This is a genomic window from Nonomuraea sp. NPDC049158 (genome assembly GCF_040648335.1).
GTDB lineage: Bacteria > Actinomycetota > Actinomycetes > Streptosporangiales > Streptosporangiaceae > Nonomuraea.
Map to the genome: position 1 here is coordinate 45371 of NZ_JBEZDM010000041.1, position 25297 is coordinate 70667.

Annotated in this window: 20 protein-coding genes; 7 read left to right on the top strand and 13 right to left on the bottom strand. The window is 69.9% G+C overall.

What is annotated here, in order from left to right; genetic code table 11:
* Positions 1 to 14: 14 nt before the first annotated feature.
* The 8 genes from AB0B61_RS48580 to pepN all read right to left on the bottom strand — a co-directional run bounded on the left by AB0B61_RS48580 (position 15) and on the right by pepN (position 13821).
* On the bottom strand, positions 15 to 3287 hold the full coding sequence (locus tag AB0B61_RS48580) for a TIM-barrel domain-containing protein (RefSeq protein WP_358447726.1): 3273 nt from the start codon (positions 3285 to 3287) through the stop codon (positions 15 to 17).
* A gap of 13 nt (positions 3288 to 3300) precedes the next feature.
* On the bottom strand, positions 3301 to 5571 hold the full coding sequence (locus AB0B61_RS48585; RefSeq protein WP_358447728.1) for a TIM-barrel domain-containing protein: 2271 nt from the start codon (positions 5569 to 5571) through the stop codon (positions 3301 to 3303).
* Positions 5568 to 6776 (bottom strand): glycoside hydrolase family 15 protein, encoded by a 1209-nt coding sequence (locus AB0B61_RS48590; RefSeq protein WP_358447730.1) that lies wholly within the window; start codon positions 6774 to 6776, stop codon positions 5568 to 5570. Before AB0B61_RS48590 ends, AB0B61_RS48585 begins: the two co-directional genes overlap by 4 nt.
* Positions 6777 to 6811: 35 nt before the next feature.
* Positions 6812 to 8074, bottom strand: coding sequence for a sugar ABC transporter substrate-binding protein (locus AB0B61_RS48595; protein ID WP_358447732.1), 1263 nt, complete (start codon positions 8072 to 8074; stop codon positions 6812 to 6814).
* Between the two features lie 27 nt (positions 8075 to 8101).
* Positions 8102 to 8908: a carbohydrate ABC transporter permease gene (locus tag AB0B61_RS48600; RefSeq protein ID WP_358447734.1), complete on the bottom strand. Its 807-nt coding sequence runs from the start codon at positions 8906 to 8908 to the stop codon at positions 8102 to 8104.
* Positions 8901 to 9830: a sugar ABC transporter permease gene (locus tag AB0B61_RS48605; protein ID WP_358447736.1), complete on the bottom strand. Its 930-nt coding sequence runs from the start codon at positions 9828 to 9830 to the stop codon at positions 8901 to 8903. The genes AB0B61_RS48600 and AB0B61_RS48605 overlap by 8 nt, the downstream gene beginning before the upstream one ends.
* Positions 9831 to 9853: 23 nt before the next feature.
* On the bottom strand, positions 9854 to 11131 hold the full coding sequence (locus tag AB0B61_RS48610) for an ROK family transcriptional regulator (protein ID WP_358447738.1): 1278 nt from the start codon (positions 11129 to 11131) through the stop codon (positions 9854 to 9856).
* Positions 11132 to 11262: 131 nt separating this feature from the next.
* Complete coding sequence (pepN, locus tag AB0B61_RS48615) at positions 11263 to 13821, bottom strand: aminopeptidase N (RefSeq protein ID WP_358447740.1); 2559 nt, start codon at positions 13819 to 13821, stop codon at positions 11263 to 11265.
* A 220-nt stretch (positions 13822 to 14041) separates the two neighbouring features.
* On the opposite strand from pepN, the gene AB0B61_RS48620 reads away from it, so the two are divergent.
* Together AB0B61_RS48620 and AB0B61_RS48625 are read left to right on the top strand one after the other, a co-directional pair.
* Positions 14042 to 14545, top strand: a complete 504-nt coding sequence (locus AB0B61_RS48620; RefSeq protein ID WP_358447742.1) for a disulfide bond formation protein DsbA — start codon at positions 14042 to 14044, stop codon at positions 14543 to 14545.
* A 147-nt stretch (positions 14546 to 14692) separates the two neighbouring features.
* Positions 14693 to 16096, top strand: coding sequence for an aldehyde dehydrogenase family protein (locus AB0B61_RS48625; RefSeq protein WP_358447744.1), 1404 nt, complete (start codon positions 14693 to 14695; stop codon positions 16094 to 16096).
* Positions 16097 to 16119: 23 nt separating this feature from the next.
* Here the strand turns inward: AB0B61_RS48625 and AB0B61_RS48630 are convergent, their stop codons facing one another.
* Together AB0B61_RS48630 and def are read right to left on the bottom strand one after the other, a co-directional pair.
* Positions 16120 to 16863, bottom strand: a complete 744-nt coding sequence (locus AB0B61_RS48630) for an SDR family oxidoreductase (RefSeq protein WP_358447745.1) — start codon at positions 16861 to 16863, stop codon at positions 16120 to 16122.
* A gap of 9 nt (positions 16864 to 16872) precedes the next feature.
* Entirely contained in the window at positions 16873 to 17358 is a 486-nt protein-coding gene (gene def / locus AB0B61_RS48635) for a peptide deformylase (RefSeq protein ID WP_358447747.1), read from the bottom strand.
* A gap of 104 nt (positions 17359 to 17462) precedes the next feature.
* On the opposite strand from def, the gene AB0B61_RS48640 reads away from it, so the two are divergent.
* Positions 17463 to 17930 carry a ribose-5-phosphate isomerase gene (locus AB0B61_RS48640; RefSeq protein WP_358447749.1) on the top strand — a complete coding sequence of 156 codons (468 nt, stop codon included), beginning with the start codon at positions 17463 to 17465 and terminating at the stop codon, positions 17928 to 17930.
* On the opposite strand, the gene AB0B61_RS48645 is transcribed toward AB0B61_RS48640, so the two are convergent.
* A complete protein-coding gene (locus tag AB0B61_RS48645; protein WP_225292569.1) occupies positions 17927 to 18073 on the bottom strand; it encodes a hypothetical protein in 147 nt (48 codons plus the stop codon). The genes AB0B61_RS48640 and AB0B61_RS48645 overlap by 4 nt on opposite strands.
* A gap of 101 nt (positions 18074 to 18174) precedes the next feature.
* Complete coding sequence (locus AB0B61_RS48650) at positions 18175 to 19401, bottom strand: GNAT family N-acetyltransferase (protein ID WP_358447751.1); 1227 nt, start codon at positions 19399 to 19401, stop codon at positions 18175 to 18177.
* A 118-nt stretch (positions 19402 to 19519) separates the two neighbouring features.
* Between AB0B61_RS48650 and AB0B61_RS48655 the strand changes: the two genes are divergently transcribed.
* Complete coding sequence (locus tag AB0B61_RS48655) at positions 19520 to 20635, top strand: PP2C family protein-serine/threonine phosphatase (protein ID WP_358447753.1); 1116 nt, start codon at positions 19520 to 19522, stop codon at positions 20633 to 20635.
* Positions 20636 to 20770: 135 nt separating this feature from the next.
* Here the strand turns inward: AB0B61_RS48655 and AB0B61_RS48660 are convergent, their stop codons facing one another.
* Complete coding sequence (locus AB0B61_RS48660; protein ID WP_358447754.1) at positions 20771 to 21370, bottom strand: response regulator transcription factor; 600 nt, start codon at positions 21368 to 21370, stop codon at positions 20771 to 20773.
* A gap of 156 nt (positions 21371 to 21526) precedes the next feature.
* Here AB0B61_RS48660 and AB0B61_RS48665 point away from each other — a divergent pair, with 156 nt between their 5' ends.
* The 3 genes from AB0B61_RS48665 to AB0B61_RS48675 all read left to right on the top strand — a co-directional run bounded on the left by AB0B61_RS48665 (position 21527) and on the right by AB0B61_RS48675 (position 25291).
* Positions 21527 to 22831 carry a site-2 protease family protein gene (locus tag AB0B61_RS48665; protein WP_358447756.1) on the top strand — a complete coding sequence of 435 codons (1305 nt, stop codon included), beginning with the start codon at positions 21527 to 21529 and terminating at the stop codon, positions 22829 to 22831.
* 134 nt (positions 22832 to 22965) lie between these two features.
* The gene (locus AB0B61_RS48670; protein WP_358447757.1) at positions 22966 to 24492 is read left to right on the top strand and encodes a serine hydrolase domain-containing protein; all 1527 of its coding nucleotides are present in this window, start codon (positions 22966 to 22968) and stop codon (positions 24490 to 24492) included.
* Positions 24493 to 24508: 16 nt separating this feature from the next.
* A complete protein-coding gene (locus AB0B61_RS48675) occupies positions 24509 to 25291 on the top strand; it encodes a MerR family transcriptional regulator (protein WP_358447759.1) in 783 nt (260 codons plus the stop codon).
* Positions 25292 to 25297: the final 6 nt, after the last annotated feature.

The window sequence follows — 25297 nt, forward strand, 5'->3', positions numbered from 1 at the left end:
GACGAGAGCACGTTTCATGGCCGGCCCACCACCAGGTTGTCGAGGTTGATGCCGCCGGTGTTGGCCGCGTCATAGGCGATCTTGACGGTGTGCGCGCCCGCGGTGAGGGTCGTGGTGAGCGAGGCGGTGCCCCAGGTGTCCCAGTTCGCCTGCGCGGGCAGCGTGAGCGTGCCCGCCGAGACGCCGTCGACGTAGACGGTCCTGGTGCCGGCCACCGTGGTCGAGTAGCGGAACTTGAGCTGGTGGCTGCCCGCCGCGTCCGCCTTGACCTGGAAGGTCACCGCGTCACCCGAGCTCGCGAAGTTGTCGACGAACCCGGTGCCGGTGTAGCCCGCGTGGTCGGTGTTGGTCGTCGTGCCGGTGCCCGTCCCGAACTCCGCCTCGTACGCGGCCTTGTGCACGCCGTTCAGCGTGACGGTCCTGCTGGAGGCACTTGCGGCCAGCTTGACGTAGGTGAGCTGCCGCACCGGGTCCCACCACCAGCCCTCGGCCGCCGCCTGGAGCGCCGCCAGCGTGGCCCGCGCGGTCGCGCCGGTCACCGTCGTCGGCTTCGTGCTCGCCACCTGCAGCGTGCTGGTCGTGGTGAGCGTGGGCACGGTGAGCGTCACCGAGTGTCCGGCCCAGTTCTCGGCCGAGCTGATCGTCCGGTTGGCGTTCGCCGAGTCCTCGAAGTAGGAGTACGAGGAGTTGCCCGACGGGTAGATCCGGAAGACCAGGTTCGGATAGCTCGTGACGCTGTTGCCGATCTCGCCGCCGAGCTCGTAGTCGGTGTTGAGGTTGAGCGGGATGATCGCGCCCGGCCTGGCGTAGACCGGGATCGTGTCGAGGGCCGTGGCGTAGGACTTGGTGCCGGGGCCGGTGAAGCGGCCGCCGTTCCACAGGTCGTACCACTCGCCCGCGGGCAGGTAGACGTTCCTGGTCGTCGCGCCCTGCGTGGTCACCGGCGCGACGAGCAGCTGGGAGCCGAACAGATACTGCTGGTCCTGCGCCGCGGCCGTCGCGTCGCCGGGGAAGGCGAAGCTCATCGCCCGCATCATCGGCGCCCCGGTGGCCGAACTGGCCTTGGCCTCGGTGTACAGGTAAGGGATCAGGTTCATCCGGACGTTGGCGAACTTCCGGAAGGTCGGCACGACCGTCGTGTCGCCGCTGCGCGCCTGGACGTTCCACGGCGTGCGGGCCTCGGACGTGCCCGGGTTCGACTTCTCCGAGTGATACTGCATGACCGGTGAGAACGTCGCCTGCGCCGCCGCCCGCAGATAGAGCTCGGCGCTGGGGAAGTCGCCGGTGAAGCCCGCCAGGTCCCAGGCCGTGTACGGCACGCCGGACTGCCCGGCGCTGAGCTGGGCCCTGACCGCCTCCTGGAAGGCGGAGAAGCTGGAGTTCTGGTCACCGGCCCAGAAGATCGAGTTCTTCTGGCCGCCGGCCGTGGCCGCCCGGCTGAAGATGACGTTGTCCGCGCTCTCGGCCTTGACGTAGTCGCTGTAGGCCTTGGTGTAGCTGTTCGGGTAGGCGTTGTGCATCTCGTCGCCCCTGCGGCCGTCGGCGAACGTGACGCCCCGGCCGAAGATCGCCTCGCTGCCGTCGGTCTTGAAGCCGTCGACGCCGACCTCGTTGATCAGGTAGTCACGCTTGCTCATCCACCAGGTGGTCGCCGCCGCGCTGGTGAAATCGGGGACCATGCTGTCGCCGAACCACTGTCCGGTCGGAATCCGATACGGCGCGTTGGACGGATTTTTCGCGACAAAGCCCTGCGCCTGGGCGTAGCTCTTGTCGTTGAGATGCTGCTGCGGCGCGGTCGGGGGATTGGTGTCGAAGTTCTCCTTGAAGACCGGGATCTGCCAGAGGATCATCTTGATCCCCTTGCCGTGGGCGTTGTCGACCATGGCCTTCGGGTTCTGCCACTCGCCGCCCGCCGGGAACGTCAGGTCACCGTAGGCGAGCTTCCCGCCGCCGGCGCTGGGCGCGTACGTGGCGCCGTGCCACAGGTAGAACGTGGCCTCGTCGCTCCACTGCTCCAGCACCATCGCCGTGTGCGGGATCTTGTACGTCCCGACCTTGTCCAGCTCGCTCTCCACCTCGGCCTGGGTGTTCCACTCGTTGGCCGACATCCACACGCCGAACGCCCACTTGGGCGGCAGCTGCGGCCGGCCGCTGACCGCGGTGTAGTCGTCCACGATCTCCGCGGGGGTGCCGGCGAAGAAGTGGTAGTCCAGCGTCGAGTCGAGCGCGCCGCTCGTGTCGACGGTGAACCCCGCCAGGTCGCTGAGATGGGTGTTGAGGTTGAAGATCGCGTAGCGGGTGCTGGGGAGGTAGACCCCGTAACCGGCCGAGTTCAGGAAGAACGGCACGCTCAGGTAGGTGCGCCGGGTGCTGCCCTGGTCGCGATACTGGTTGTAGACGTAGTTGTGCACGTCGGTGCCGCGCTGGTCGAGGCGGTCATAGCGCTCGCCGAAGCCCTCGAACCGCTCGCCCGACGGCGACATGAAGTGGTCCTCGATCTTGGTGACCGTGGTGGCGCCGTCGCTGGCCCAGCCGATGTTCCTGAACGTGGCGGGGTCGTACTGCCGGGTGATCAGCGTCGTCCCGTCGCCCTTGTAGACCGACAGGCGGTAGGGCGACTTCTGGATCTTCAGCACCAGGTTCGTGGTGGAGAGGGTGAGGGTGCTCGCGGAATCCGTCACCGTATAGCCGGACACTCCGGAAATGTTCAGCCCCTGGCCGCTGGGGGCGATCTGCGTGCGGAAGCGGTCGAGTGCCGGGAAGGCGAAGCGGATCTTCGGCGTGAAGCTCCCCGCGCTGTCACCGGTCGTGACATCTACCGACGTGCTGTTGTTGGTGTAGCCGGTCACGTTCGTCACCGTGCTCCACGAGGTGACCGTGAACGCGAACGGGCCCGTGCTCTTCTGCCCGCCCCCGTTCACGTCCGCGTTGACCGTGTAGGAGATCTTGTCGCCTCGGGCGAAGGTGCCCAGGTTGATCTTCCAGTAGCTGTTGTTGCCGGTGTTGTGGTCCCAGGCGGCGCCGATCGGGGTCTGGGCGGTCCCGTTCTTGGTCCAGGTCACCCAGACGGTCTGGCCGGACTCGATGGGCCAGGTGGTGGCGTTGATCTGGACGGCGTCCCCGGCCATCGGGTCACGGGGAGCGCGTTCGGTCGGCTCGCTGGAGTAGAGGTCGTCGATCCCGGTCGGGTTGTGGAAGATGCCGTCGAGCGCGTACGCGGGGACGGTCACGAGGGAGGCCAGCAGGGCGATCACCGCGACGATGACGCCCGACCGTAACCGGATCACGGGGGAGCTCCTATCAGGTGGCGAACACGGGTGAGAGGTGAGGCCAGTGCTCCGCCGTACAGAGGACCGGCGGGCGGTCGAGCGGCGCGGGCAGCGTGACCTCGCGCCCGCCGCGGTGGGCGCGGCCGGTCCAGACGTCGACCCAGTCGCCTTCGGGCAGGTAGACCGGTTGCTCCGCGATCTCGGGCGCCGTCACCGGGGCCACCAGCAGCGCGTCGCCCAGCTTGTACTGCAGCGGATGCTCCCAGACGCGCGGGTCGTCCGGGTGGTCGAAGAACAGCCCGCGCATCAGCGGCGCCCCGCCGCCGACCGCCTGGCGGGCCTGTCCCACCAGGTACGGCACGAGCCGCTCACGCACCTTGGCCAGCCGCCTGAAGACGGGCAGCACCCGGTCGTCGCCGGTCCGCTCGGCCACGTTCCACGGCGTGCGGTCCCTGAGAGGCAGGCGGTGGTGGTTGAACTCCGAGTGGTACTGCATGATCGGCATGAACGCCGCCGCCCCGGCCGCCCGCAGATAGAGCTCGGCATCGGGCAGGTCACCGGAGAACCCGGCCAGGTCCCAGCCCCAATAGACGATCCCGCAGGCCGAGGCGGTGATCCCGGCCCTGATGGACGACCGGAACGCCGCCCAGGTCGAGTCCTCGTCCCCGGCCCAGAACGCCCCGTGCGGCTGGGACCCGGCGAACCCGGCCCGGCTGAACGTCACCGGAGCCTTGCCGTAGCGCTCCAGCAGCTCGCCGAAGGCCCGCGCGTAATGCACGGGGAACAGGCCGTTGCCGTCGTCGCCCCTGCGCCCGTCGGCGTAGCGCAGGTCGTGGCCCCACGCGTGCTCGCCGCCGTCGGTCTTGAACCCGTCCACGCCCACCTCGTCCACCAGGTAGGCGCGCTTGGCCGTCCACCAGTCGCGGACCTCGGGCGAGGACAGGTCGGGCATGAGCGCCAGCGGGAACCACCAGCCCCGGTTCCGGTACGGCCGGCCGTCGGCCTCCCTGACCCCGTAGCCGCGCTCGACCAGCTGCCGGGCGTCCACGGCCGCCTGGTGCCGGGGGTGCGGGCGCATCTTCTGCAGCGGGATCTGCCAGAGCAGCACCTTGATATCCCGCTGGTGCAGCTCATCCACCATGCCCTTGGGGTTCGGCCACGGCCCGTCCGGTGGGAAGGCGTAGTCCGCCAGCCGGTGCGGTTCCTCCGACGGCTCGTATTCGGCCCCCCGGAACGCCGTGAACGTCGTCTCGTCGCTCCACGCCTCGATGACCAGCGCCCCGACGGGGATGTCGTGCTCGCGGTGCCGGTCCATCTCGGCCATCACGCGTTCCTGCGTGTTCCACTCGTTGCCGCTGGCCCACAGCCGGAACACCCACGAGGGCAGCTCCGTCGGCCGCCCCACCTCGTCCAGGAAGTCCCGCAGCACGTCGGCCGGGGTCGCGCCGTCATAGAGCCGGACCGAGGGCTCGCCGTCCGGCCCCACCTCCGCCTCCACCACCAGCCGGTCCGGCGTGGACGCGCCGACGTCGTACCAGGTCCGCCTGGACGTCTCGACGTGGAACCCCCAGCTCGCCGCCCCGCCGACCACGAGCGCGAACGGCATCGGCAGGTACGTCCTGCCGTGCGCCCCCTGCGCCTTGTACTGCTCGAACACCACCGCGTCCAGCCGCCGCCCGCGCTGGTCCACCGCGTCGAACCGCTCGCCGAACCCCACCACGTGCTCGCCGTCGGCCAGCGCCAGCTCGAACCGCACCCGCCGCGCCCCCTCGCCGCCGACCAGCCACCGCACGCTCCCCGGCACCACCCGGTCGGCGCCGCGCACGACGAGCTTCCCGCCCGTCCGGCCCCAGGCCGCCGCCGTCACCTCGAACCACCTGCTGGTACGGCTCCCACCGCCGTCCAGCGCGGCCCGGAATCGGTAGGCGTACCGATGCCCGGCGCGCAACACGGGCGAGCGCGTCACCCACGATCCGGCGGCGGCCCGCGCCGCCCTGGCCTGCGCGCCGGCCAGGTGCCCGCCGTCAACCGCGCCTGCCAGGTCCCCGCCGTCAACCGCGCTGGCCAGGTGCCCGCCGTCAACCGCCTCGGCCGCGTCACCGGTGTGGTCCCCGGCTTGGGCCAGTGGCAGGTCCATCGGCGCCGCACCGTCGGCGGCCCATTCGCACACCACCGAGACGACCTTCGCCGAGGCTCGCACCCGTAGCTCCACCGCCTCGCCGTCCATCGGCCAGGCGGGCACGCGCTGGTCCTCGGTCGTGGCGTACGGATGCCCGGACCCGTACGGCCGATGCCGGATCATGCCCGCACCCCCAGCCCATTCAGCCCATCCTGCTCATCCAGCCCGTTCAGCCCGTTCAGCTCGTCGGCGAGGATCAGGTACATCCCGTGCGACCACAGAAGCGGCGTGGCCACGGTGCCCCAGCGATCCAGCCACTCCTGGAGCCGGTCGGGCGCCAGCAGCCGGTCGGACACCTGCTCGGGCAGGTCACCCTCGGCGGTCGCCTGGGCCGCCATCCAGTCCAGGTACCGCCGGGCCTCGGCGCGCCGCCCGGCCCGCGCGTGGTTCCAGCCGAGGAACCCGGCCAGCAGCACCCAGCGCCCGCCGCCGTAGAAGGTGTCGGCCAGGTAGCGGTACACGCCCCCATCGACGGCCAGCTGCCGCTCCACCTCGGCCACCGTCGCCGCGCCGACCGGATGATCGGCCGCGTAGAGCCCGAACGGCTCGACGCACGCGAGCAGACTGGCGTCCACGGCCTCACTGCCCAGCCATTTCGTGAGATATCCGGACTTCAAAGCCCCGCCGCCGGACGTCCCGAGGCCGGACGTCCCGCCGTTGGAGGCGGTAGCGGAGGTGGCGGAGGCGGCGCCCGAGACGCCCTCGGCGGCCACCAGGGCCGCGATGCCCTCCACCGCACGCCCCGCCGCCTCTGTCTCCGGCCCGCTCAGCACGCCCAGCGCGACGGCCGCCCGCAGCCCGGCGTGTACCGCGCCCAGCGTCGCCACGTGCCGCTGCTCGACGTGCTCCTCCCACCAGTCGTAACACGGCATGTCCCAGAACGAGGTGAGATACCGGGCCGCCGTCCGCACTCCCTTCTCCACCCCCGGGACCGCCCGGCCGTGCCGGAAGCAGTGCTCGCGCAGCGCCCACAGCCACGTGCCGTACCCGTCGAGCTGGAAGTCCCACCAGTCGACGTCCCCGTCCACGCCGTCGAGTGTGAACCGCGTCGGCAGCATCTCGGCGGGCGAGACCGGTTCATCGCGTCCCGCACGCGAGACGAGCGAGTCGACCTGTCCCGCCCGGTCGCCGATCACCCTGGCGCACCAGGCGTGGAAGGCGTCCGCACCGGCGGCGTCGCCGTGCCTGCTCACCCCCTCGGCGATGAACGCCCCATCACGCAGCCACGAGTAGCCGCGATAGGCGGAGAAGGTGGGCGACGCCGGATAGGCGCCGGTGGGGGACTGGAGCCTTTGGATCACGTCGAGGCTGTGCGACACGAGGGTCACGGGAACCGATCTCCTGAGATGAGTGGGCGGGCAACTCAGCCGAGCAGGGCGTCGACCTCGGCGGCGGCGCTCTTGAGCGCCTCCTCCACCGGCTTGCGCCCGGCGGCGGCCTCGGTCAGCTGCTTGGTCACGGCGTCCTGCATCTCCTGCTGGCGCTTGATGACCGGCGGCAGCGCGATCGACTTCAACGAGTCGAACACCGCCTGGCGGTTGGCGGGCTTGGGGTCCTTGAGATAGCCGGACAGCACCGCCTGGTCGGCGACCGGCGGCAGCTCCCACGACGACTCGACGCGGGTGGTCGCCGCGGTGTTCGACGACGACAGGTACCGGGCCCAGGCCCAGGCCTCCTTGCCGTGCTTGGTGCCGGAGGAGGCGGCGACGGCGTTGTGGAAGACGGCGCTGGCCTTGGCGCTCTCACCGGGCTCGACGACCACGTCCCAGGTGAAGGCGGCGTCCTTCAGCCCGGCGAACTGCCAGATGCCGTTGTGCCACATGGCGAGCTTGCCGGACTTGAAGAGGTTGGTGTCGTAGTCGGCGGTGCCGCCGATCTCCGCCTCGGTCGGCATCGTCTTGCCGACCTTGGAGACCAGCCACTGCGCCGCCTTGACCCCGGCCGGGCTGTTGAAGGTCGACTTCTTGCCGTCGGCCGACAGGAACTCGCCGCCCGCCTGCTTGAGCGTCTTGTAGAACTCGAAGAACTGCACCGGCTGGAAGTCGCCGAAGACGCCCTTCTTCTTGTCCGTCAGCTTCGCGGCGGCGGCCTGCTCGTCGGCCCAGGTCCAGTCGGCCGTCGGCGGGGCCACTCCGGCCTTGTCGAAGAGGTCCTTGTTGTAGAAGAGCACGACCGTGGAGAACGAGGCGGGCAGCGCGTACTGCTTGCCGTCGCGCTTGAACGCCTCGAGCGATTCCTTGGCGTACACCGACGGGTCGCCGTCGCCCTTCACCGTGTCCAGGTCGAGCAGGGAGCCCGCGCTGGCGTAGGTCACGAAGTTCTCGTAGTTGAGCTCGAAGGTGTCGGGCGCGGTGCCGCCGGCGATGCTGGTCTGGAGCTTGGTGAAGTACTCGTCGAAGGGCGCGGTCTCCACCACCACGTCGACCTTCGGGTTCTCCTTCTCGAAGGCCTTCTCGATCTTGTCCAGGTCCTTCACGTGGTCGGGCGCGGCCGAGAACGTGAAGTACCGCAGCGTCACCTTGCCGCCCTCGCCGGACGGGGCCTTCGTCGCCGACCCCTGGGAGCAGGCGGTGGCGAGCAGCGCGGCGGCCGCCAAAGAGGCGGCGACCCTGATCTTCTGTGACATGGGGGGACTTCCTTTACTTGTGCACAACTACTTGAGCCCGCTCTGCGCGACACTGGCGATGACGTGCTTCTGCGCGAAGACGTAGAGGATGAGGATCGGCACCACGCTGATCACCGAGCCCGCCATGACCACGTCCCACTCGGTGGTGAACTGGCCGTGCAGCGTGGCCAGGCCCAGCGGAAGCGTCATGAACTCGGGCGACTTGATGATGATCAGCGGCCAGAGATAGCTGTTCCAGCTGGCCATGAAGCCGAAGATGGCGAACGTGGCCAGGGCCGGCCTGATCAGCGGCAGCACCACGTACACAAAAATTCGGAAATGTCCGGCGCCGTCCAGCACGGCCGCCTCGTCGAACTCCCTCGGCACCTGGTTGATGGCCTGCCGCAGCAGGAACACCCCGAACGCCGACGCGATCGTCGGCGCCAGCAGCGCGAAGTACGTGTCGACCAGGTTGAACGTCCGCATCTCGATGAACAGCGGCACGACCAGCACGGGCAGCGGCATCATCAGCGTCGCCAGGTAGACGGCGAACAGCGCGCCGCGTCCCGGGAACGGCAGCCTGGCGAAGGCGTAGGCGGCCATCGCGCTGGTGAGGAGCTGCAGCGTGGTGGAGGCCGCCCCGATCCAGGCGCTGTTGGCCACGATCCGCCAGAAGGGCAGCGTGTCGAGCAGCTTGCCGTACGCGTCCAGGCTCGCGTTGTCGGGCGTGAAGTCCGGCGGTACGGCCAGCACGGCGTCGCTCGGCGTGATCGAGGTGATCACCGCCCAGGCGAACGGGAACAGCATGACCACCGCGCCGAGCCCCACCAGCAGATAGCGGATCGCCTTACCCATAGGTCACCCACCGCCTCTGCCCCCGGATCTGCACGATCGTCACGAGCAGCACCAGGGCGAACAGCAGCCACGACAGCGCCGAGGCCGCGCCCGCCCGGCCGTACCGGAAAGTGAGGTCGTAGATCTGCGACACGACGACCTGCGTCGCGCCGCCGGGCCCGCCACCCGTCATGATCTTCACCTGGTCGAAGACCTGGAAGCCGTTGATCAGCGAGATCACCACCACGAAGAACGACGACGGCGACAGCAGCGGCAGCGTGATGTGCCTGAACCGGCGGACGGCGCCCGCCCCGTCGACCATGGCGGCCTCCTGGAACTCCCGAGGGATGGCCTGCAGCCCCGCCAGCAGGATGATCATCACGAAGCCCAGGTCCTTCCAGGCCGAGGCGAAGATGATCGACGGCATCGCCCAGTCCGGGTCGGTCCACCAGCCGGGCCCGCTGACGCCGAACAGCCCCAGCGCCCAGTTGACGACCCCGCTGGCCGGGTTGAGCAGCCACTTCCACATCAGCGCCACGACGACCCAGCTGGTGATGACGGGCAGGAAGTAGATGCCGCGCAGCAGCCCGCGTCCTGGCATCGCCCTGTTCAGCAGCAGAGCCAGTCCCAGTCCGCCCAGGTAGACGAGGGGCAGGTAACCGGCGATGAAGTACAGCGTGTGCAGGAACGCGGCCCGCGTCCCGGCGTCGCCGAGCAGCTCGACGTAGTTGCCGAGACCGACCCAGCGCATCTCGGTGATGAGGTCCCATTCGTGGAGGCTCGTCCAGAAGGAGGCGACCATCGGGATCAGCGTGTAGAGCGTCAGCGGGATCAGGCTGGGCAGCAGGAACACGGCCACGGTCCCGGCGTAGCGCCATCGCCGCCGCGGCGCCCGCCGCTCCTGCGTGCCCCCGGCCTGTGGCCGGACGGCGGTGAGGGTCATGCGCTCGCTCCTCTGTAACCGGCTCATGGCGTCGTCCCGATCAGGCGGGCCCGTACCAGGCGGCCCTGCTCCCCGGCGGCCCCGGCGGCGTCGAAGGGGGTGGCCAGGACGAGGGCCGCCGCGCCCTGGGCCCAGCTGGTGTCGTCCCAGCTCTCGACCTCGATCGAGATGTCCCTGCGCCCCGGATACAGCTGCGCCCTGACGGCCGGGTCGAAGCCCACCCGCCAGAGCGGCCAGTCGGCCGTCCCCTCGCCGAGCACCACCACGACCTCGGGATCGACCACGTTGATCAGCCCCGCCGCGGCCCGCCCGAGCACGGCCCCCGCCTCGGCGAACACCTCCCGCGCCGCCGGATCGCCCGCCGCCCCGGCCGCGCCCAGCCCGGTAAGACCGGCCGAGCCGCCGTCCTTGGCGAGAGCCGCCGCCAGCGGCCCGGCCGAGCCGCCGTTCTTGGCGCGGGCCGCCGCCAGCAGCCCCGCCGAGCCGACGTACGCCTCCAGGCATCCGCGCGCCCCGCACCCGCACACCGGCCCCGCCGGATCGACCGGCACGTGCCCGAACTCCCCGGCCCCGCCCCTGGCCCCCCGGTAGACCCGCCCGTCGGCCACGATCGCCGCGCCGACGCCGCGTCCGATGGTCAGCACCAGGAAGTCCCGATGGGTCCGCCCCCTGCCGTAGAGCCGCTCGGCCGCCGCCAGCGCGTTCACGTCGTTCTCCACCAGCACGGGCAGCTTGAGCCGCCGCCGCAGCCGCTCGCCCACCGGCATGGCCTGCCACCCCAGGGTCGGCGCGTTGACCGTGCCGACCGCTTGGTCCTCCACACTGCCGGGCACCCCGACGCCGATCCCGAGGAGCGGCGGCGCCTGTCCGTGGCCGGCCGAGGCGGACGTACGCGCCGTCAGCCCGTGTCCGCTGCCCGAGACCACCGCCTCGACGGCGTCGGCCAGCCGGTCCAGCGCCTCGGGGGACGACGGGTCGAACGCGCACTCCCAGGCCCCCAGCACCTCGCCGTCGAGCCGCACGTCGACCAGCACCAGATGGTCGGCCGTCACCTTCACGCCGAGCGCGCGGCCCGCGCTGCCCACCAGCCCGAGCCGCTGGGCGGGCCGCCCGCCGCGCGACGGCTTGAGGTCGAGCTCCTCGAGCATCCCGTAACCCATGAGCTCGCGCGTGAGCTGCGTGACGGTCGCCGGACTCAGGTCCAGCTCGCGCGCCAGCTCGGTGCGGCTCAGCGGGCCGACGGTGCCGAGGAGCGCGAGGATCGCCGTCCTTGTGAGATCACCGCGATCAGTGCCTGCCATGTGATGAGAACGACTTTCTTTAGAAATAAAGTTAGTGCTGAAAATATGAAGCCGCCGCAGGCCGCTGTCAAGAGTCCGGGAACGCGAAAAGGGGCCTCCGTCACCGGAGACCCCTTCTCAAGAGCTGTGCGCTAGGAGGCGTCCTTCGCGCGGTTGCGCAGAGCGCGGCTGACGCCGTCGGCGCCCTCCAGGATCATCCGGCGCAGCGCCTGCGGCGGCTGCTCCTTCTCCAGGTAGGACTCCGCCGCCCGCACGGTCTCCGGCTCGATGAGCAGCGCGGGGAAGCAGCCGACCGTGAACGTCTGCGCCTGGTCGAAGGTCCACTCCCGGTAGATCCGGCCGATCTCCGCGAAGTACTTCTCCCGGTAGGGGGCCAGCAGCTCCGGGTGGTGCGGGTCCTGGAAGCCGTTGACCGTCGTACGGGCGATGTGGTTGGCCAGCTTGCCGCCCACGATCGAGGCCCACGCGGCGGCCTTGCCCTCGGCCGTCGGGATGGCCGCCCGGCACAGCGCCGCGGAGCGCTCGCCGGTGGCGGTGGCGTCGCGCGCCAGCTCGGCGTCGATGTCGGCGCCGTCCAGCTGCCCGCCCACCACCAGCGCGTGGACGAGCGTCCAGCGCAGGTCGGTGTCGACGGTCAGGCCCTCGGGCACGGCCGAGCCGTCCAGGATGCCGGAGATGATCGCCAGGTCGGCCTCGGAGGTGGCCGTGGGCGCGAACGCCTGCAGGAAGGCGAGCTGGTGGTCCGAGCCGGGCGCCGCCGTGGCGAGCAGCTCGCGCAGCTCGGCGGCCAGCAGCGACAGGCCCTCGGCCCGCCAGGCCGGGTCGGCGTACTGCTGCGCGGCCATCCGCGCCTGCCGGAGCACGGCCTGCAGGACCGTGATGTCCTTGACCGTGCCGACGCCCGAGACGACCAGCTTGACGTAGTCGTGGGTGGACATCTCGCCGTCGCGGGTCATGTCCCACGCGGCCGACCAGCACAGGGCCCGGGGCAGCGACTCGGTGAAGCCGGCGATGCCGCCGTCGACCAGGGTACGCAGCGACCGCTCGTCCAGGCGGATCTTGGCGTAGGTCAGGTCGTCGTCGTTGACCAGGACCAGGTCGGGCTGCTCCTCCCCGACCAGCTCCGCGACGCTCGTCTTGGCGCCCACCACGTCCAGCTCGACCCGCTTGGTACGCGTCAGCACACCGTCGGCCAGCGAGTAGAGGCCGACCGCGACCCGGTGCGAGCGCAGCGTCGGGTAGTCGGCCGGCGCCTCCTGCAGCACCTCGAAGGTCTCGAAGCGGCCGTCGGCGACCGTGAACGACGGGCGCAGCGTGTTGACCCAGGCGGTCTCCAGCCACTCCTTGGACCACGACGACAGGTCGCGCCCCGAGGTCCGCTCCAGCGCCCCGAGCAGGTCCTTCAGCTCGGTGTTGCCCCAGGCGTGCTCGCCGAAGTAGTCGCGCACCCCGGCCAGGAAGTTGTCCAGCCCGACGTAGGCGACCAGCTGCTTGAGCACCGAGGCGCCCTTGGCGTAGGTGATGCCGTCGAAGTTGACCTCGACCGCCTGCATGTCGGGGATGTCCGCGGCGATCGGGTGCGTGGACGGCAGCTGGTCCTGGCGGTAGGCCCAGGACTTCTCCACGTTCGCGAACGTCGTCCAGGCGCCCTTGCCCCAGCGGGTCGCCTCGGCCTGGGCGAGCACCGACATGTAGGTGGCGAATGACTCGTTCAGCCACAGGTCGTCCCACCAGCGCATGGTCACGAGGTCGCCGAACCACATGTGCGCCATCTCGTGCAGGATCGTCTCGGCGCGCCGCTCGACGACGGCGTCGGTGACCCTGGACCGGAAGACGTAGTCCTCCAGGAACGTCACGCAGCCGGCGTTCTCCATCGCGCCCGCGTTGAACTCCGGCACGAACAGCTGGTCGTACTTGCCGAACGGGTAGCGGACGCCGAACACCTTGTGGAAGAAGTCGAAGCCCTGCCGGGTGACCTCAAGGATGTTGTCGGCGTCGAGGTGCTCGGCGAGCGAGTCGCGGCAGTAGATGCCCAGCGGGATGCCGTCGTGCTCGGAGGTCACCTTGTAGTAAGGTCCGGCCACCAGCGCGGTGATGTAGGTCGACATGACCGGCGTGGCGGGGAACAGCCAGCGCCTGGCCGCCTGCACCGTGCCGTGCTTGCCGGTCTGCTCGGGCAGGTGCTCGACCGACGTGGCCGCCGCGTTGGAGACGACCTCCCAGTCGGCCGGGGCCAGCGCGGTCAGCTGGAAGGTGGCCTTGAGGTCGGGCTGGTCGAAACAGGCGTACATGCGGTGCGCGTCGGCCGTCTCGAACTGGCTGTGCAGGTAGACCTTCTGGTCCACCGGGTCGACGAAGCGGTGCAGCCCCTCGCCGCTGCGCATGTAGACGCAGTCGGCGTCGACGCGCAGCTCGTTGGACTCGGCCAGCGAGGGGAGCGGGAAGCGCCCCTTCTCCGCGTCATAGGTGGAGACATCGAGGTCGTTTCCGTTGAGCGTGACGTTGCGTACGTGCGCGCCGTGGAGGTCGATGAACGTGGCCGAGCCCGGCCGGGTGCTGCTGAACCGGACGGTCGTGACACTCTCGAAGCGCTCGTCTCCCTCGGTCAGATCGAGTGCGACCTCATACGACTCGACCTTCAACAGCCGGGCGCGCTCGCGAGCCTCGTCCCGGGTCAGGTTGCCTGCCAAGTTCCACTCCTTTTCGCACTTCTTTTCGTCACTTTATGGAGGTTTGTCGGTATCCTGCCACGCGGGGAATAGGACATCGACACCCCAGGTTATGGCCCTCGTGACTGACACGACCCCCGTAGACCTTTGGTTCGATCCTTTCTGCCCATTTGCCTGGGTGACGTCACGATGGCTGCTCGAAGTCGAGAAGGTTCGTCCGATCGAGCCTCGCTGGCGCATCATGAGCCTGCAGGTCCTCAACGAGGACAAGGACGTCTCTGACGAATACCGCGCGTCGTCCGCCAGGGGCGCGAAGCTCATCAGGGTCATCGCCACCGCCGCCGACCGCTTCGGCGAGGAGTACGTCGGCCGCCTCTACACCGAGTTCGGCACCCGCCTGCACAACGAGGGCCGGGGCCGGGACATCGACACCCTGCGCGTGATCGCCGAGGAGTCGCTCGAGGCCGTGGGTCTCGACAAGGGCCTGGCCGCCGAGGCCATGGACTCGACCGAGTACGACGACGCCATCCGCAAGTCGCACAACGAGGGCATCACCCTGGTCGGCCAGGAGGTCGGCACCCCCGTCATCCGCGTCGGCTCCAACGCCTTCTTCGGCCCGGTGGTCACCACCATCCCCAGGGGTGAGGACGCGGGCCGGCTCTGGGACGGCGTGCTGCTGGTCACCGAGTTCGATGACTTCTTCGAGCTCAAGCGCTCGCGCACCCGGCGGCCGAGCTTCGACTGACCTGCGCCGCTGATTTTCACCTCGCAGTGACTTGTGGCGGCGCAATCCGCGCCCATCCAGTGCGTCCGGCCGTACTCTTCTGAAAGAGCAGCCGCACAAGGCGCCACGCCCTCGCCCAGCGACGGCCGGCGCGCGAGGATGGGGGCTATGCGTCAGCTGTACATCGGCGGTGCCTGGACCGCTTCGGTTTCCGGTGAGCCCATCGAGGTCGTCAATCCGGCCACTGAGCAGATCATCGACCGGGTGCCGGCGGGCGCCCCCGACGACGTCGAGGCGGCCGTACGCGCCGCGCGCAGCGCCTTTCCCTCCTGGTCGGCCACTCCCGCCGCCGAGCGCGGCAAGCTGCTGGCCGCCGCCGCCGAGCTGCTGACCGAGCGGGCCGGCGACATCGCCAAGACCATCGCGACCGACATGGGCTCGCCCCTGGGCTTCGCGCTCAAGGTGCAGACGCTGATGCCCGCTGGTGTGCTGGCCGGCTACGCCCGGCTGGCCGAGAGCCATCCGCGCGAGTCGCGCGTCGGCAACTCGCTGGTGCTCAAGGAGCCGGTCGGCGTGGTCGCCGCGATCACCCCGTGGAACTATCCGTTGCACCAGATCGTGTGCAAGGTCGGCCCGGCTCTGGCCGCCGGATGTACGGTCGTGCTCAAGCCGTCCGAGGTGGCGCCGCTGGCGGCGTACGCGCTGGCCGAGATCTTCCACGAGGTGGGCCTGCCCGCCGGCGTGTTCAACCTGGTCAGCGGGCGCGGCCCGGTGGTGGGCGAGGCCATGGCCGCGCACCCGGAGGTCGACATGATCTCCTTCACCGGCTCGACGGCCGCCGGGCGCCGGGTGGCGTCGCTGGCGGTCGAATCGGTCAAGCGGGTGGCGCTGGAGCTCGGCGGCAAGTCCGCCAACCTGATCCTGCCCGACGCCGACCTGGGCGCCGCCGTCAAGGTCGGCGTCGCCAACTGCTTCATCAACGCCGGCCAGACCTGCTCGGCGTGGACCCGCATGATCGTCCACCGCGACCAGTACGACGACGCGGTCCACCTCGCCGTCGACGCGGCGCGCCGCTACACCGTGGGCGATCCGTTCGACGAGAGCACCCGCATCGGCCCGCTCGTCTCCGAGGCCCAGCGTGACCGCGTGATCCACTACATCAACCGGGGCCAGGAAGAGGGCGCCAGGCTGGTGACCGGGGGCACCGAACGCCCGCACCCGCGCGGCTTCTACGTCGAGCCGACCGTCTTCGCCGCGGTCGAGCCGGGCATGACGATCGAGCAGGAGGAGATCTTCGGCCCGGTCCTGTCGATCATCCCCTATACCAGCGAAGACCAGGCCCTCCGCATCGCCAATGACACCCCCTACGGCCTGGCCGGCGCGGTGTGGGCGGGCACCCAGGAGCGCGCGGTCGCGGTGGCCCGCGGGCTGCGCACCGGGCAGGTCACGATCAACGGCGGCGCCTTCAACCCGCTCGCCCCGTTCGGCGGCTACAAGCAGTCGGGCATCGGCCGCGAACTGGGCGAGCACGGGCTGGAGGAGTTCCTCGAGGTCAAGTCGCTGCAGCTCTGAAGTTGCAGCTCCAAAGCCTGTCTTCAGAGGTGCAGCCCACCGGCCGCCAGCAGGTTCTGGCCGGTGATCCACCGCCCGTCGGGCCCGGCCAGGAACGCGACCACGGCCGCGATGTCGTCCGGCTGCCCCAGCCGGCGCAGCGCGGTCATCGCGGGGACCTGTTCGAGCGCCTCCGGCGAATTGCCGTCGCGCAGCATGTCGGTGTCGGTCGCGCCGGGCGAGACGATGTTGGCCGTGATGCCGCGCCCGCCCAGCTCACGCGCCGCGACCTTGGTGAACTGCTCGACGGCCGCCTTGCTCCCCGCGTAGAGGGAGATCCCCGGGCCGGGCACGCGCGTGTTGAGCGTGGAGATGTTGATGATCCGCCCGCCGTCGCGCATCACCCGCCCGGCCCACTGGATGGCCAGGAACGCCGAACGCGCGTTGACCGCGAACACCCGCTCGTAGGACTCGTCCGTGACGTCGGCGATCAGCCCCAGCCCGGTCTCCGCCGCGTTGGCGACCAGGATGTCGAGCCCCGGCAACAGCTCCTCGGCCGTGGCGAACAGCCGGTCGAGATCCGCTCTGCTCGCTTGATCAGCTTGTACGGCATGCGCTCCGGTCGCCGCGGCCACCTCCTTGGCCGACTCCGCGTTGCCGCGATAGGTGAAGACCACCTCGGCGCCGTCAGCGGTCAGCCGCTCGACGATGGCCCGCCCGATGCCCCGGGAGCCACCTGTGACCAACGCGCCCTTCCCCGAAAAGACCTTTCCCGAAGATTCGCTCATGCCGCCAACCTACGTTCTGAGCATGATCTTGCGCGCCTCCGTTTTCGGCAGCCGGTCGACGTACAGCCTCCCGTCGAGGTGCTCGCTCTCGTGCTGGAAGCAGCGGGCCAGCGAGCCGCGTGCCTTGACGCGCTGCGGGCGGCCGAGCCGGTCGAACCCCTCGACGGTCACCCCCGCCGCCCGCGCCACCGGGGCGTAGATCGGCGTGCCCGTCTCCCGGTCGGGCACCGACAGGCAGCCCTCCTCGTCCAGCACCTCTTCCGGATCGTCCACGGTCAGCACGGGATTGATCATGTGACCTTTGCGCCGGTTGATGTCATAGACGAACAGCCGCCGGGGCACGCCGATCTGCGGACCGGCCAGGCCGACGCCGTCCACCGCGTACATCGCCTGGAACATCTCGTCGATGAGGCGGCGCAGCTCGCGGTCGAAGCCTTCGACGGGCTCGGCGGGTGTGCGCAGCACAGGATCGCCGAGGACGCGGATCTCGCGCATGATGCTCTACTTCCGTAAGGACTGGGCAACCGATGAGGTCCTTACTCTAGCCAGCCGAGGCGCGGGTGCGAGGCGCGTGTGCGGCGCTGTGGAAGACTGGGCGCGTGCGTGTCTATATCGGTGCCGACCATGCCGGCTATGAGTTCAAGAACCACCTTGTGTCCTGGCTCAAGGACAACGGGCACGAGGTGACCGACTGCGGTCCGTTCGTCTACGACGCCGAGGACGACTATCCGGCGTTCTGCCTGCGGGCCGCCGAGGGCGTCGCCGGCGATCCGGGCAGCCTGGGCGTCGTCATCGGGGGTTCGGGCAACGGCGAGCAGATGGCCGCCAACAAGGTGCGCGGCATCCGGGCAGCCCTGGCCTGGAGCCAGGACACGGCCAGACTCGCCCGCGAGCACAACAACGCCAACATCGTCTCCATCGGCGCGCGCATGCACTCCGACGACGAGGCGACCGGCTTCGTGGAGACCTTCCTCGCCACGCAGTTCTCCGGCTCGGAGCGGCACGCCCGCCGCATCGCGCAGGTGGCGACCTACGAGACGATCGGCCAGCTGCCCTCTCTGCCCTAAGCCCGCCGCTTGGGGTCGCGCCTGGGCATCTCGTCACGCAGGGGCCGCCGGTCGGCGGCCTCCTGCTGCTCCTTCGAGGGCCGCGACACGTCGCGGGCCCGCATCGCGGTGATCGCGGTGATCTGCAAGCTCTGCAGTGCCATGCCCGCGAGCCTACGTCAGAGGGGCCCGCGTGAGCGGCCTATGTCAGGCGGGACTTGCGTCTGACGGGCCTCTGTCTGATGCGACCGCGTCAGAAGGCGCGTCAGAAGGACAGTCCTCCCCACGGCTTCGGGCTCCACGCCATGGCGGCGGCGAGCCTGCGCACCGAGCCCGCCGAGTGCTCGCGCAGCAGCCCCGCGTCGAGCTGCGCCGAGAGCAGGCCGTCGCCCATGTACGCCGAGCCGAGCGAGGAGACCCGCAGCGACATGTCGGGCTCGTCCTCCACCGGCTTGCACTCCGCGCCCGAGGTGTCGGCGCTGAGCCGCCAGCGGCGGGCGTTCCACGGGCACACGTCGTCCTCGACCTCGATCACCACGTCGACGGCCGACGAGTACACCCGCGAGGTCAGCGCCCGGTCCACCTCCACGAGGCGTACCCACAGCTCGTCGATGCAGGTCGCCCGGAGCTGCCGTGGGTCGGCGAGCAGCGCGAGGAGCGCGTCGTCCACCGCCCGGCTGCCCTCCACCCGGGAGACCAGGTCGCGGTCGAGCACGGTGCGCCACAGCAGCGCGCGGGCGGCGGGGTCGGTCGCCTCGAGCTCCACCAGCTTCAGCAGGCCGTTGGACATACCGTTGTCGTCCCAGTCCGCCTTGACCCTGAACAGCGCGTAACCGCGTACGCCCCCGTCATCCTCGGCGATCACCGAGCGGAGCGCCCCGTCCCCGTGCCGGTCGAACTCCTCGTCGGCCAGCTGAGCATCCCAGAAGTGCTTGTCGCGGAGATAGCGCCCGGGGCGGTCGGTCACGACGGAGGCGAACAGCCGCTCGAACTCGGCTCGGGCCTCAGCCGGCTTGGCCACCCTGAGGCGCAGCGCGGGGTCCGTGGGGGCGTTCGCCACGAAGGCCGAGCCGTGCTTCGGGATGCTGAATCCCATCTCGGTCGACGCCCTGCCGTACCCGAACCTGCCGTAGATGACGGACTCGGAGGCGTACAGGGCCGCGACGGACTCGCCCCGCTCGCGCACGTCGGACAGCTGCCTGCGCATGAGGCTCGACAGCACGCCGCGGCGGCGGTGGGAGGGGAGCACGCTGACCGCTGTGACTCCCGCGACGGGGATCTGCGCGCCGGGGACCGTCATCGTGAGGGAGAAGACGGCGGTGACGCCGGCCATGACATCGCCGTCGAACGCGGCGAGCGTCCGATCGAACTCGGTCTGCGCCTTGGCTCGTTCGAATACCTGGGGATGCGGCGTCCAGTTGAAGCCTTCGGAGAGCACATCGGTGAACTTCGGCCACTCGGCCTCGTCCACCGGACGGATCGGATACGTCATCCGTCCACGGTAGGAGCGGGCAAAGGGGGAGGGCCACCCAATATACGTGCTTAATGATCAAGGCCTTGGTCAAGTGGGCTGCCCAAAGGGAGGCCAGAGCGCTACAGTCAGGCGCATCATGAGTTCCCGTTCGGCGCCGCAGATACCGCCACGGCTCCGCGCGCTCCTAGTGCGGGTGCCGTTTCTGGTGTCCGCCGTCCGGTTCCTCAGGAGAGGTTCCTTGGCCAGAGACCGCAACCTGCTGGTCACGTTGACGATGCTCACGCTCGTCATCGGACTGCTCGCTGCGCAGATCTCGACCGAGTGGTTCTCGCCCTCGCTGCTCATCCTCGTCCTCCTGGTGGGCGGCCTGCAGCTCCGGCTGAGCAGCCTGATCAAGCTGCTCGTCGCGGTGATCATCTCGCTCGGCTATATCGCCGGCACCCTCGGGCTGGGCCAGATCGGCCTCGGGCTCATGGTGACGATCGGCTTCACCACGGTGCTGGCGGTGCTGATGGCCCGCACCCGGGGCAAGCTCGGCGTGCAGGGGCTGCGCGGCGACGCCATGCTGCTGGAGCTGCGCGACCGGCTCAGGAGCCAGGGTGAGCTGCCCGCGCTGCCCAAGGACTGGGGCGGCAAGGTCGTGCTCAAGCAGGCCGGCGGCTCCTCCTTCGGCGGCGACTTCCTGGTCTCCATGCGCGACGAGGACAAGGTGGAAATCGCGCTGGTCGACGTGTCGGGCAAGGGCGTCGACGCGGGCACCAGAGCGCTGCTGCTGTCCGGCACGTTCGGCGGGCTGCTCGGCTCGGGCGTCGACTTCCTGCCCGCCTGCAACACCTACCTGCACCGCCAGCGCGGCGACGAGGGGTTCGTGACAGCCGTGCACGTACGCCTCGACCTGGCGACGGGCGACTACACGATCACCTCGGCCGGTCACCCGCCGGTGGTCAAGTTCGACGCGGGCACGGGCAACTGGCAGGTCGCCACGGCCAAGGGCGTCGTCCTCGGCGTGGTCCCCGACCTGCACTGCGAGCCCGACAGCGGCACCCTGCGCAAGGGCGACGCGCTGCTGCTCTACACCGACGGGCTGATCGAGCAGCCGGGGCGCGACATCGACGCGGGGCTCGACAAGCTGCTCGGCGAGGCGGAGCGGCTGCTGCCCTCGGGCTTCCGCGACGGCGCCCGGGCCCTGGTAAACGCCATGGCGTCGGGTCACAACGACGACTGCGCGCTGGTGCTCATCTGGCGTCCGTGACAAATCACACGGGTCAAGGGGTGAACAAGGTCACTGGCAGCGCTTGATCGACTTTGAGATCCTCGAAGAGTTCACCACTCCGGGTCCCGGCGGAGCGGCGCGGCTTCACCGGGATCCGGTCTTATCGTGGGGGCTTCACAGCCAGCCCGAGTCGCTCGCGATGCGTACCGCGTCGAGGCGGTTGCGGGCGCCGGTCTTGCACATGATGCGCGACAGATGGTTGCGTACGGTGCCCACCGACAGGAAGAGCTGGTCGGCGATCTCCGTCGAACGCGCCCCGCCCGCCGCGATCCGCAGCACGTCGAGCTCGCGCCTGGTCAGCGGGTTGGCGACCGACTGGAGGGCGGCGATCGCCAGGTCGGAGTCGACCGCACGGCGCCCGGCGGCGACCAGCCGCAGGCTCTCGGCGAGTCGCTCGGGCGCGACGTCGAGGCTCATGAACCCGAGCGCGTGCGTGGCGAACGCCCTGCGCACCTGACCGGGGTTGGGCTGCGCCGACAGGATGAGTACGTGACAGCCCCGCTCGCGCAGCCGCGCCGCGGGGAACAGGCCGCCCCCGCCGGACAGGTCCAGATCGACGATCGCCGCGTGGGGCGCGCACGCGGCCGCCGCGGGCAGGACGCCGTCGGCGTCTCCCACCTCGGCGACCACCCGCAGGTCGGGCTCCGCGTCGAGCGACGCCACCAAACCGCGCCGGACCAGCGGCAGATGCTCGGCGACCAGAATCCGGATCAAGGCTCCCACCTCCGTCATCCCCCAGAGTGATCGCCTGATCGCTTACTGTCAACGGAATGTGGCCCTGCGGCAAAGGGTGCGCAAGCCATCGAGGTGTGATGACTTCGACTACTCTGGGGCTGTCGGGACCTTCTGTCTGCCCTGGAGCGGGACTAGATGAACTGGCTTTACCTCGCGGGGATCGTAGTCTTCCTGATCGGGCTGATGGCGTCCGTCGCGTTGCACGAACTCGGTCACTTCGTGCCCGCCAAGATCTTCGGTGTCAGGGTGCCCCAGTACATGGTCGGCTTCGGCTCGACCGCCTGGTCCATCCGGCGAGGTGAGACCGAGTACGGCATCAAGTGGATCCCGCTGGGCGGCTACATCCGCATGATCGGCATGCTGCCGCCACGGCCCGGCGACGATCCCACCAAGCTCAGGGGTTCCTCCACCGGCCCGTTCCAGGGTCTCATCGAGACCGCCCGCGACGCGGCGCAGGAAGAGGTGCGGCCGGGCGACGAGGAGCGGGTCTTCTACCGGAAGAAGTGGTGGCAGAAGGTCATCATCATGTCCGGCGGCCCGTTCATGAACTTCGTGCTGTCGTTCATCCTCTTCTCGGTCCTGCTCGTCGGCATCGGCCTGCCCGCGCTGACCCCGGTGGTGTCCCCGAAGACCAACACCTGCGTGATCCCGATCAGCGAGCAGCGCACCGACTGCCGCGCATCCGACCAGCCGACGCCCGCCGCCAAGGCCGGCATGAAGCCCGGGGACCGGCTCGTCTCCTTCGGCGGCCAGAAGATCACCTCCTGGGACGACGCCACCCGCCTGATCCGCTCGCACGGCGCCGGCCCCGTCGCCGTCGGCATCGTCCGCGACGGCAAGCCGATGACCCTCAACGTGGCGCTCATCGCCCAGGACCGGCCGTCGCCCACCGACACGAAAAAGATCGAGAAGAACGTCGGCTTCCTCGGTGTCATGCCCACCGAGGTCAGGGAGCAGCAGAGCCTCGGCGTCGTGATCGGTTACATGGGCCAGCTCACCGGCCGGGTCGCCGACTCGCTGCTGAACCTGCCGCAGAAGATGGTCGGCGTGTGGCACGCCGCGTTCTCCGGCGACAAGCGCGACCCCGAGGGCCCGGTCGGCGTCGTGGGCGCCGGACGCATGGGCGGCGAGATCCTCTCCTCTGACCTGTCGGGCGTGGAGAAGGTCGCCTTCCTGGTGAACCTGCTGGCCGGGTTCAACCTGGCGATCGGCATGTTCAACCTGATCCCGCTGCTGCCGCTCGATGGCGGCCACATCGCGGGCGGCCTCTGGGAGGGCCTCAAGCGCGCCTACTCCCGCATCACGCGGCGTCCCGAGCCCGCGTACGTGGACATCGCCAAGGTGCTGCCGCTCACCTACGCCCTGGCCTTCGCCATGATCATCATGGCCGGCCTGCTCGTCTACGCCGACCTGATCAACCCGCTCACCCTCACCGGCTGACGGGCGGGCGACGGTCGGCACGTCGCCCCATATCAGTGTGAGCTAGATCATGGTTGAGGTTGACCTTGGGTCAGGGTGGAAGCTCGGCGCAGCGGCACGACGCCGACGTAACACAGCCGAAGGATCGAACCACCATGACGATCACCCTTTCCGACCAGGACAAGAACACCCTGCGGATCGCCGCGTACGGCGCCGTGTCGCTGATGGCCGCCGCCGGTGCCGCCGGCAAGCCCCACAAGATCGCCGCCAACGGCAGCATCGCGCTGGGCTCGGCCACCGGTCTGATCGGGCACGTGCTCGCCGACTACCCCAAGGCCAAGGACCTGACCGGCAAGTCCGTGGCCGAGATCGCCGACCGCGTGCTGCCGGCCCTGACCACGGCCATGAGCCTGCTGAAGAAGCAGGATCCGGCCGAGGCCGACAACTTCCGCGGCACCGTTCTCATCGCTGTCGAAACCGCCCAGATTCAGCAGGCCCAGCCGAGCCCCGCCGCGGCCGAGATGGCCCGCAAGATCACCACAGCCCTCGACGCCGCGGACAGCGGGGCCGTGCCGGAAGTTGCCGCCGGGCGGGATCGCCCGGAGCTGCGGAAGGCGATCGAGGAGATCGTCGATTCCGGCTTCGTCGGGGTGTCGCTGCGCGTGCACGATGAGCGGGGCGAGTGGGCCGGCAGCGCCGGGGCGGCCGAGCTGGGCGGGACCGCCAAGCCGCCGATCAACGGACATGTCCGGATCGGCAGCACCACCAAGACCTTCACCGCGACCCTGGTGCTGCAACTGGTGGCCGAGGGCAAGGTCGGGCTGGACACCCCGGTGGCGTACTACCTGCCCGAGTTCGGGCTGGACGAGCGGATCACGGTGCGGATGCTGCTGCAGCACACCAGCGGGGTCTTCAACTTCAGCGGCGAGGTCTACGACGACGGGACGGTCGTCATGGGGATCCCCATCCCCTACGGCACCACGGGTAAGGAGTGGGTGGACAACCGGCTCAAGTCCTACCGGCCGGAGGAGCTGGTGGAGCTGGCGTTGTCCAAGCCGGCGCGGTTCGAGCCGGGCACGGGCTGGAGCTATTCCAACACCAACTATGTGCTGGCCAGGCTGCTGATCGAGAAGGTCACCGGCCGTTCGGTCGCCGAGGAGTTGCGGCGGCTGATCCTGGAGCCGCTCGGGCTGTCAGGCACCATGGTGCCGGGCGCCTCGCCGGAGATCCCCGCGCCGCACGCCCACGCCTACTACCGCTACGAGGACGCCGGCGAGCAGAAGACGATCGACATCACCCGCCAGAACCCCTCCTGGATCTCCGCCGGCGGTGACATGATCTCGACCCTCCAGGACCTCCACACGTTCATCTCCGCGCTGCTGGGCGGCAAGCTCCTGCCGGCCCCGCTGCTGGCCGAGATGTGCGCCCCGCGCCCGACGGGCATCCCGAACATGGACTACGGCCTGGGCGTGTTCGTGGTGACCACGGACAATGGCACGGTCATCTCCCACAACGGCGCCGCCGTGGGCCACGCGGCGCTGATGTCCAGCACACCCGACGGCGGCAGGACCCTTGTCGCCGCACTGAACTGCGTGGACGACGCCGACCTGTCCATCGCGGCGGCGTTCCAGAGCGCTCAGCAAAGGCTCCTCAACGAGGTGTTCGGTCAGCCGACGGACTGAGAACAGGATTCTGCAGATGAACGGGGTCACGATCGGGCAGGCGGCGGCATTCGTCGGCGTCACGGTGAAGACGGTGCGGCACTACCACAAGCTTGGCTTGGTGAAGGAGCCGGAACGCGACAGCTCCGGCTACCGGAGGTACGGATCGGCTGAGTTGCTGCGGCTTGTGCAGGTCCGGACGCTGGCCGCCGCCGGGGTGCCCTTGGCCGAGATCGGGCCCCTGCTCGACGCCGACCCCGCGCTGTTCACCGCCGCGCTCGCCGACGTGGAGCGGCAGCTCGACGAACGGATCGAGGAGTTGATCGCGCGGCGTGACACGTTGCGTCGGCTCGCCGACGGTGACCAGGCGCTGCTGCCCGACCGTGCGGTGGCGCTGCTGGAGCGGCTGTCCGGCCTGGGCTTCTCCGCGGCGGAGGCGGCGGCCGCGAGGGAGGGCTGGGTGCTGGCCAGGGCCCTGGTCCCCGAGGGCTTCGACGACTACCTCACTCATGTCGAGCACGCCCTCGAAGACACCCGGTTCGTCGCCTTGATCAAGCGCGGCGCCGAAGCCACGGACTGGGCACCGGACGACCCGCGCATCGCCGAGCTCGCCACCGCCATGGCCGAGCACTTCCTCGCCAATCCCGCGCACCTGAAGATCGTGACCGGGCTGCAAGCCCGCACCGAGGCCGCGACCCGGTACAAACTGATCGCCCTCCACGGCGAAGAGCAGGGATCGGCCGCGGCCCAGGGGATCGCGCTCGTCGAGACCAAGCTCCGCGCCGCCGGCGTCCCTATCCCCAGACCAGGCACTCACTGACCGCGC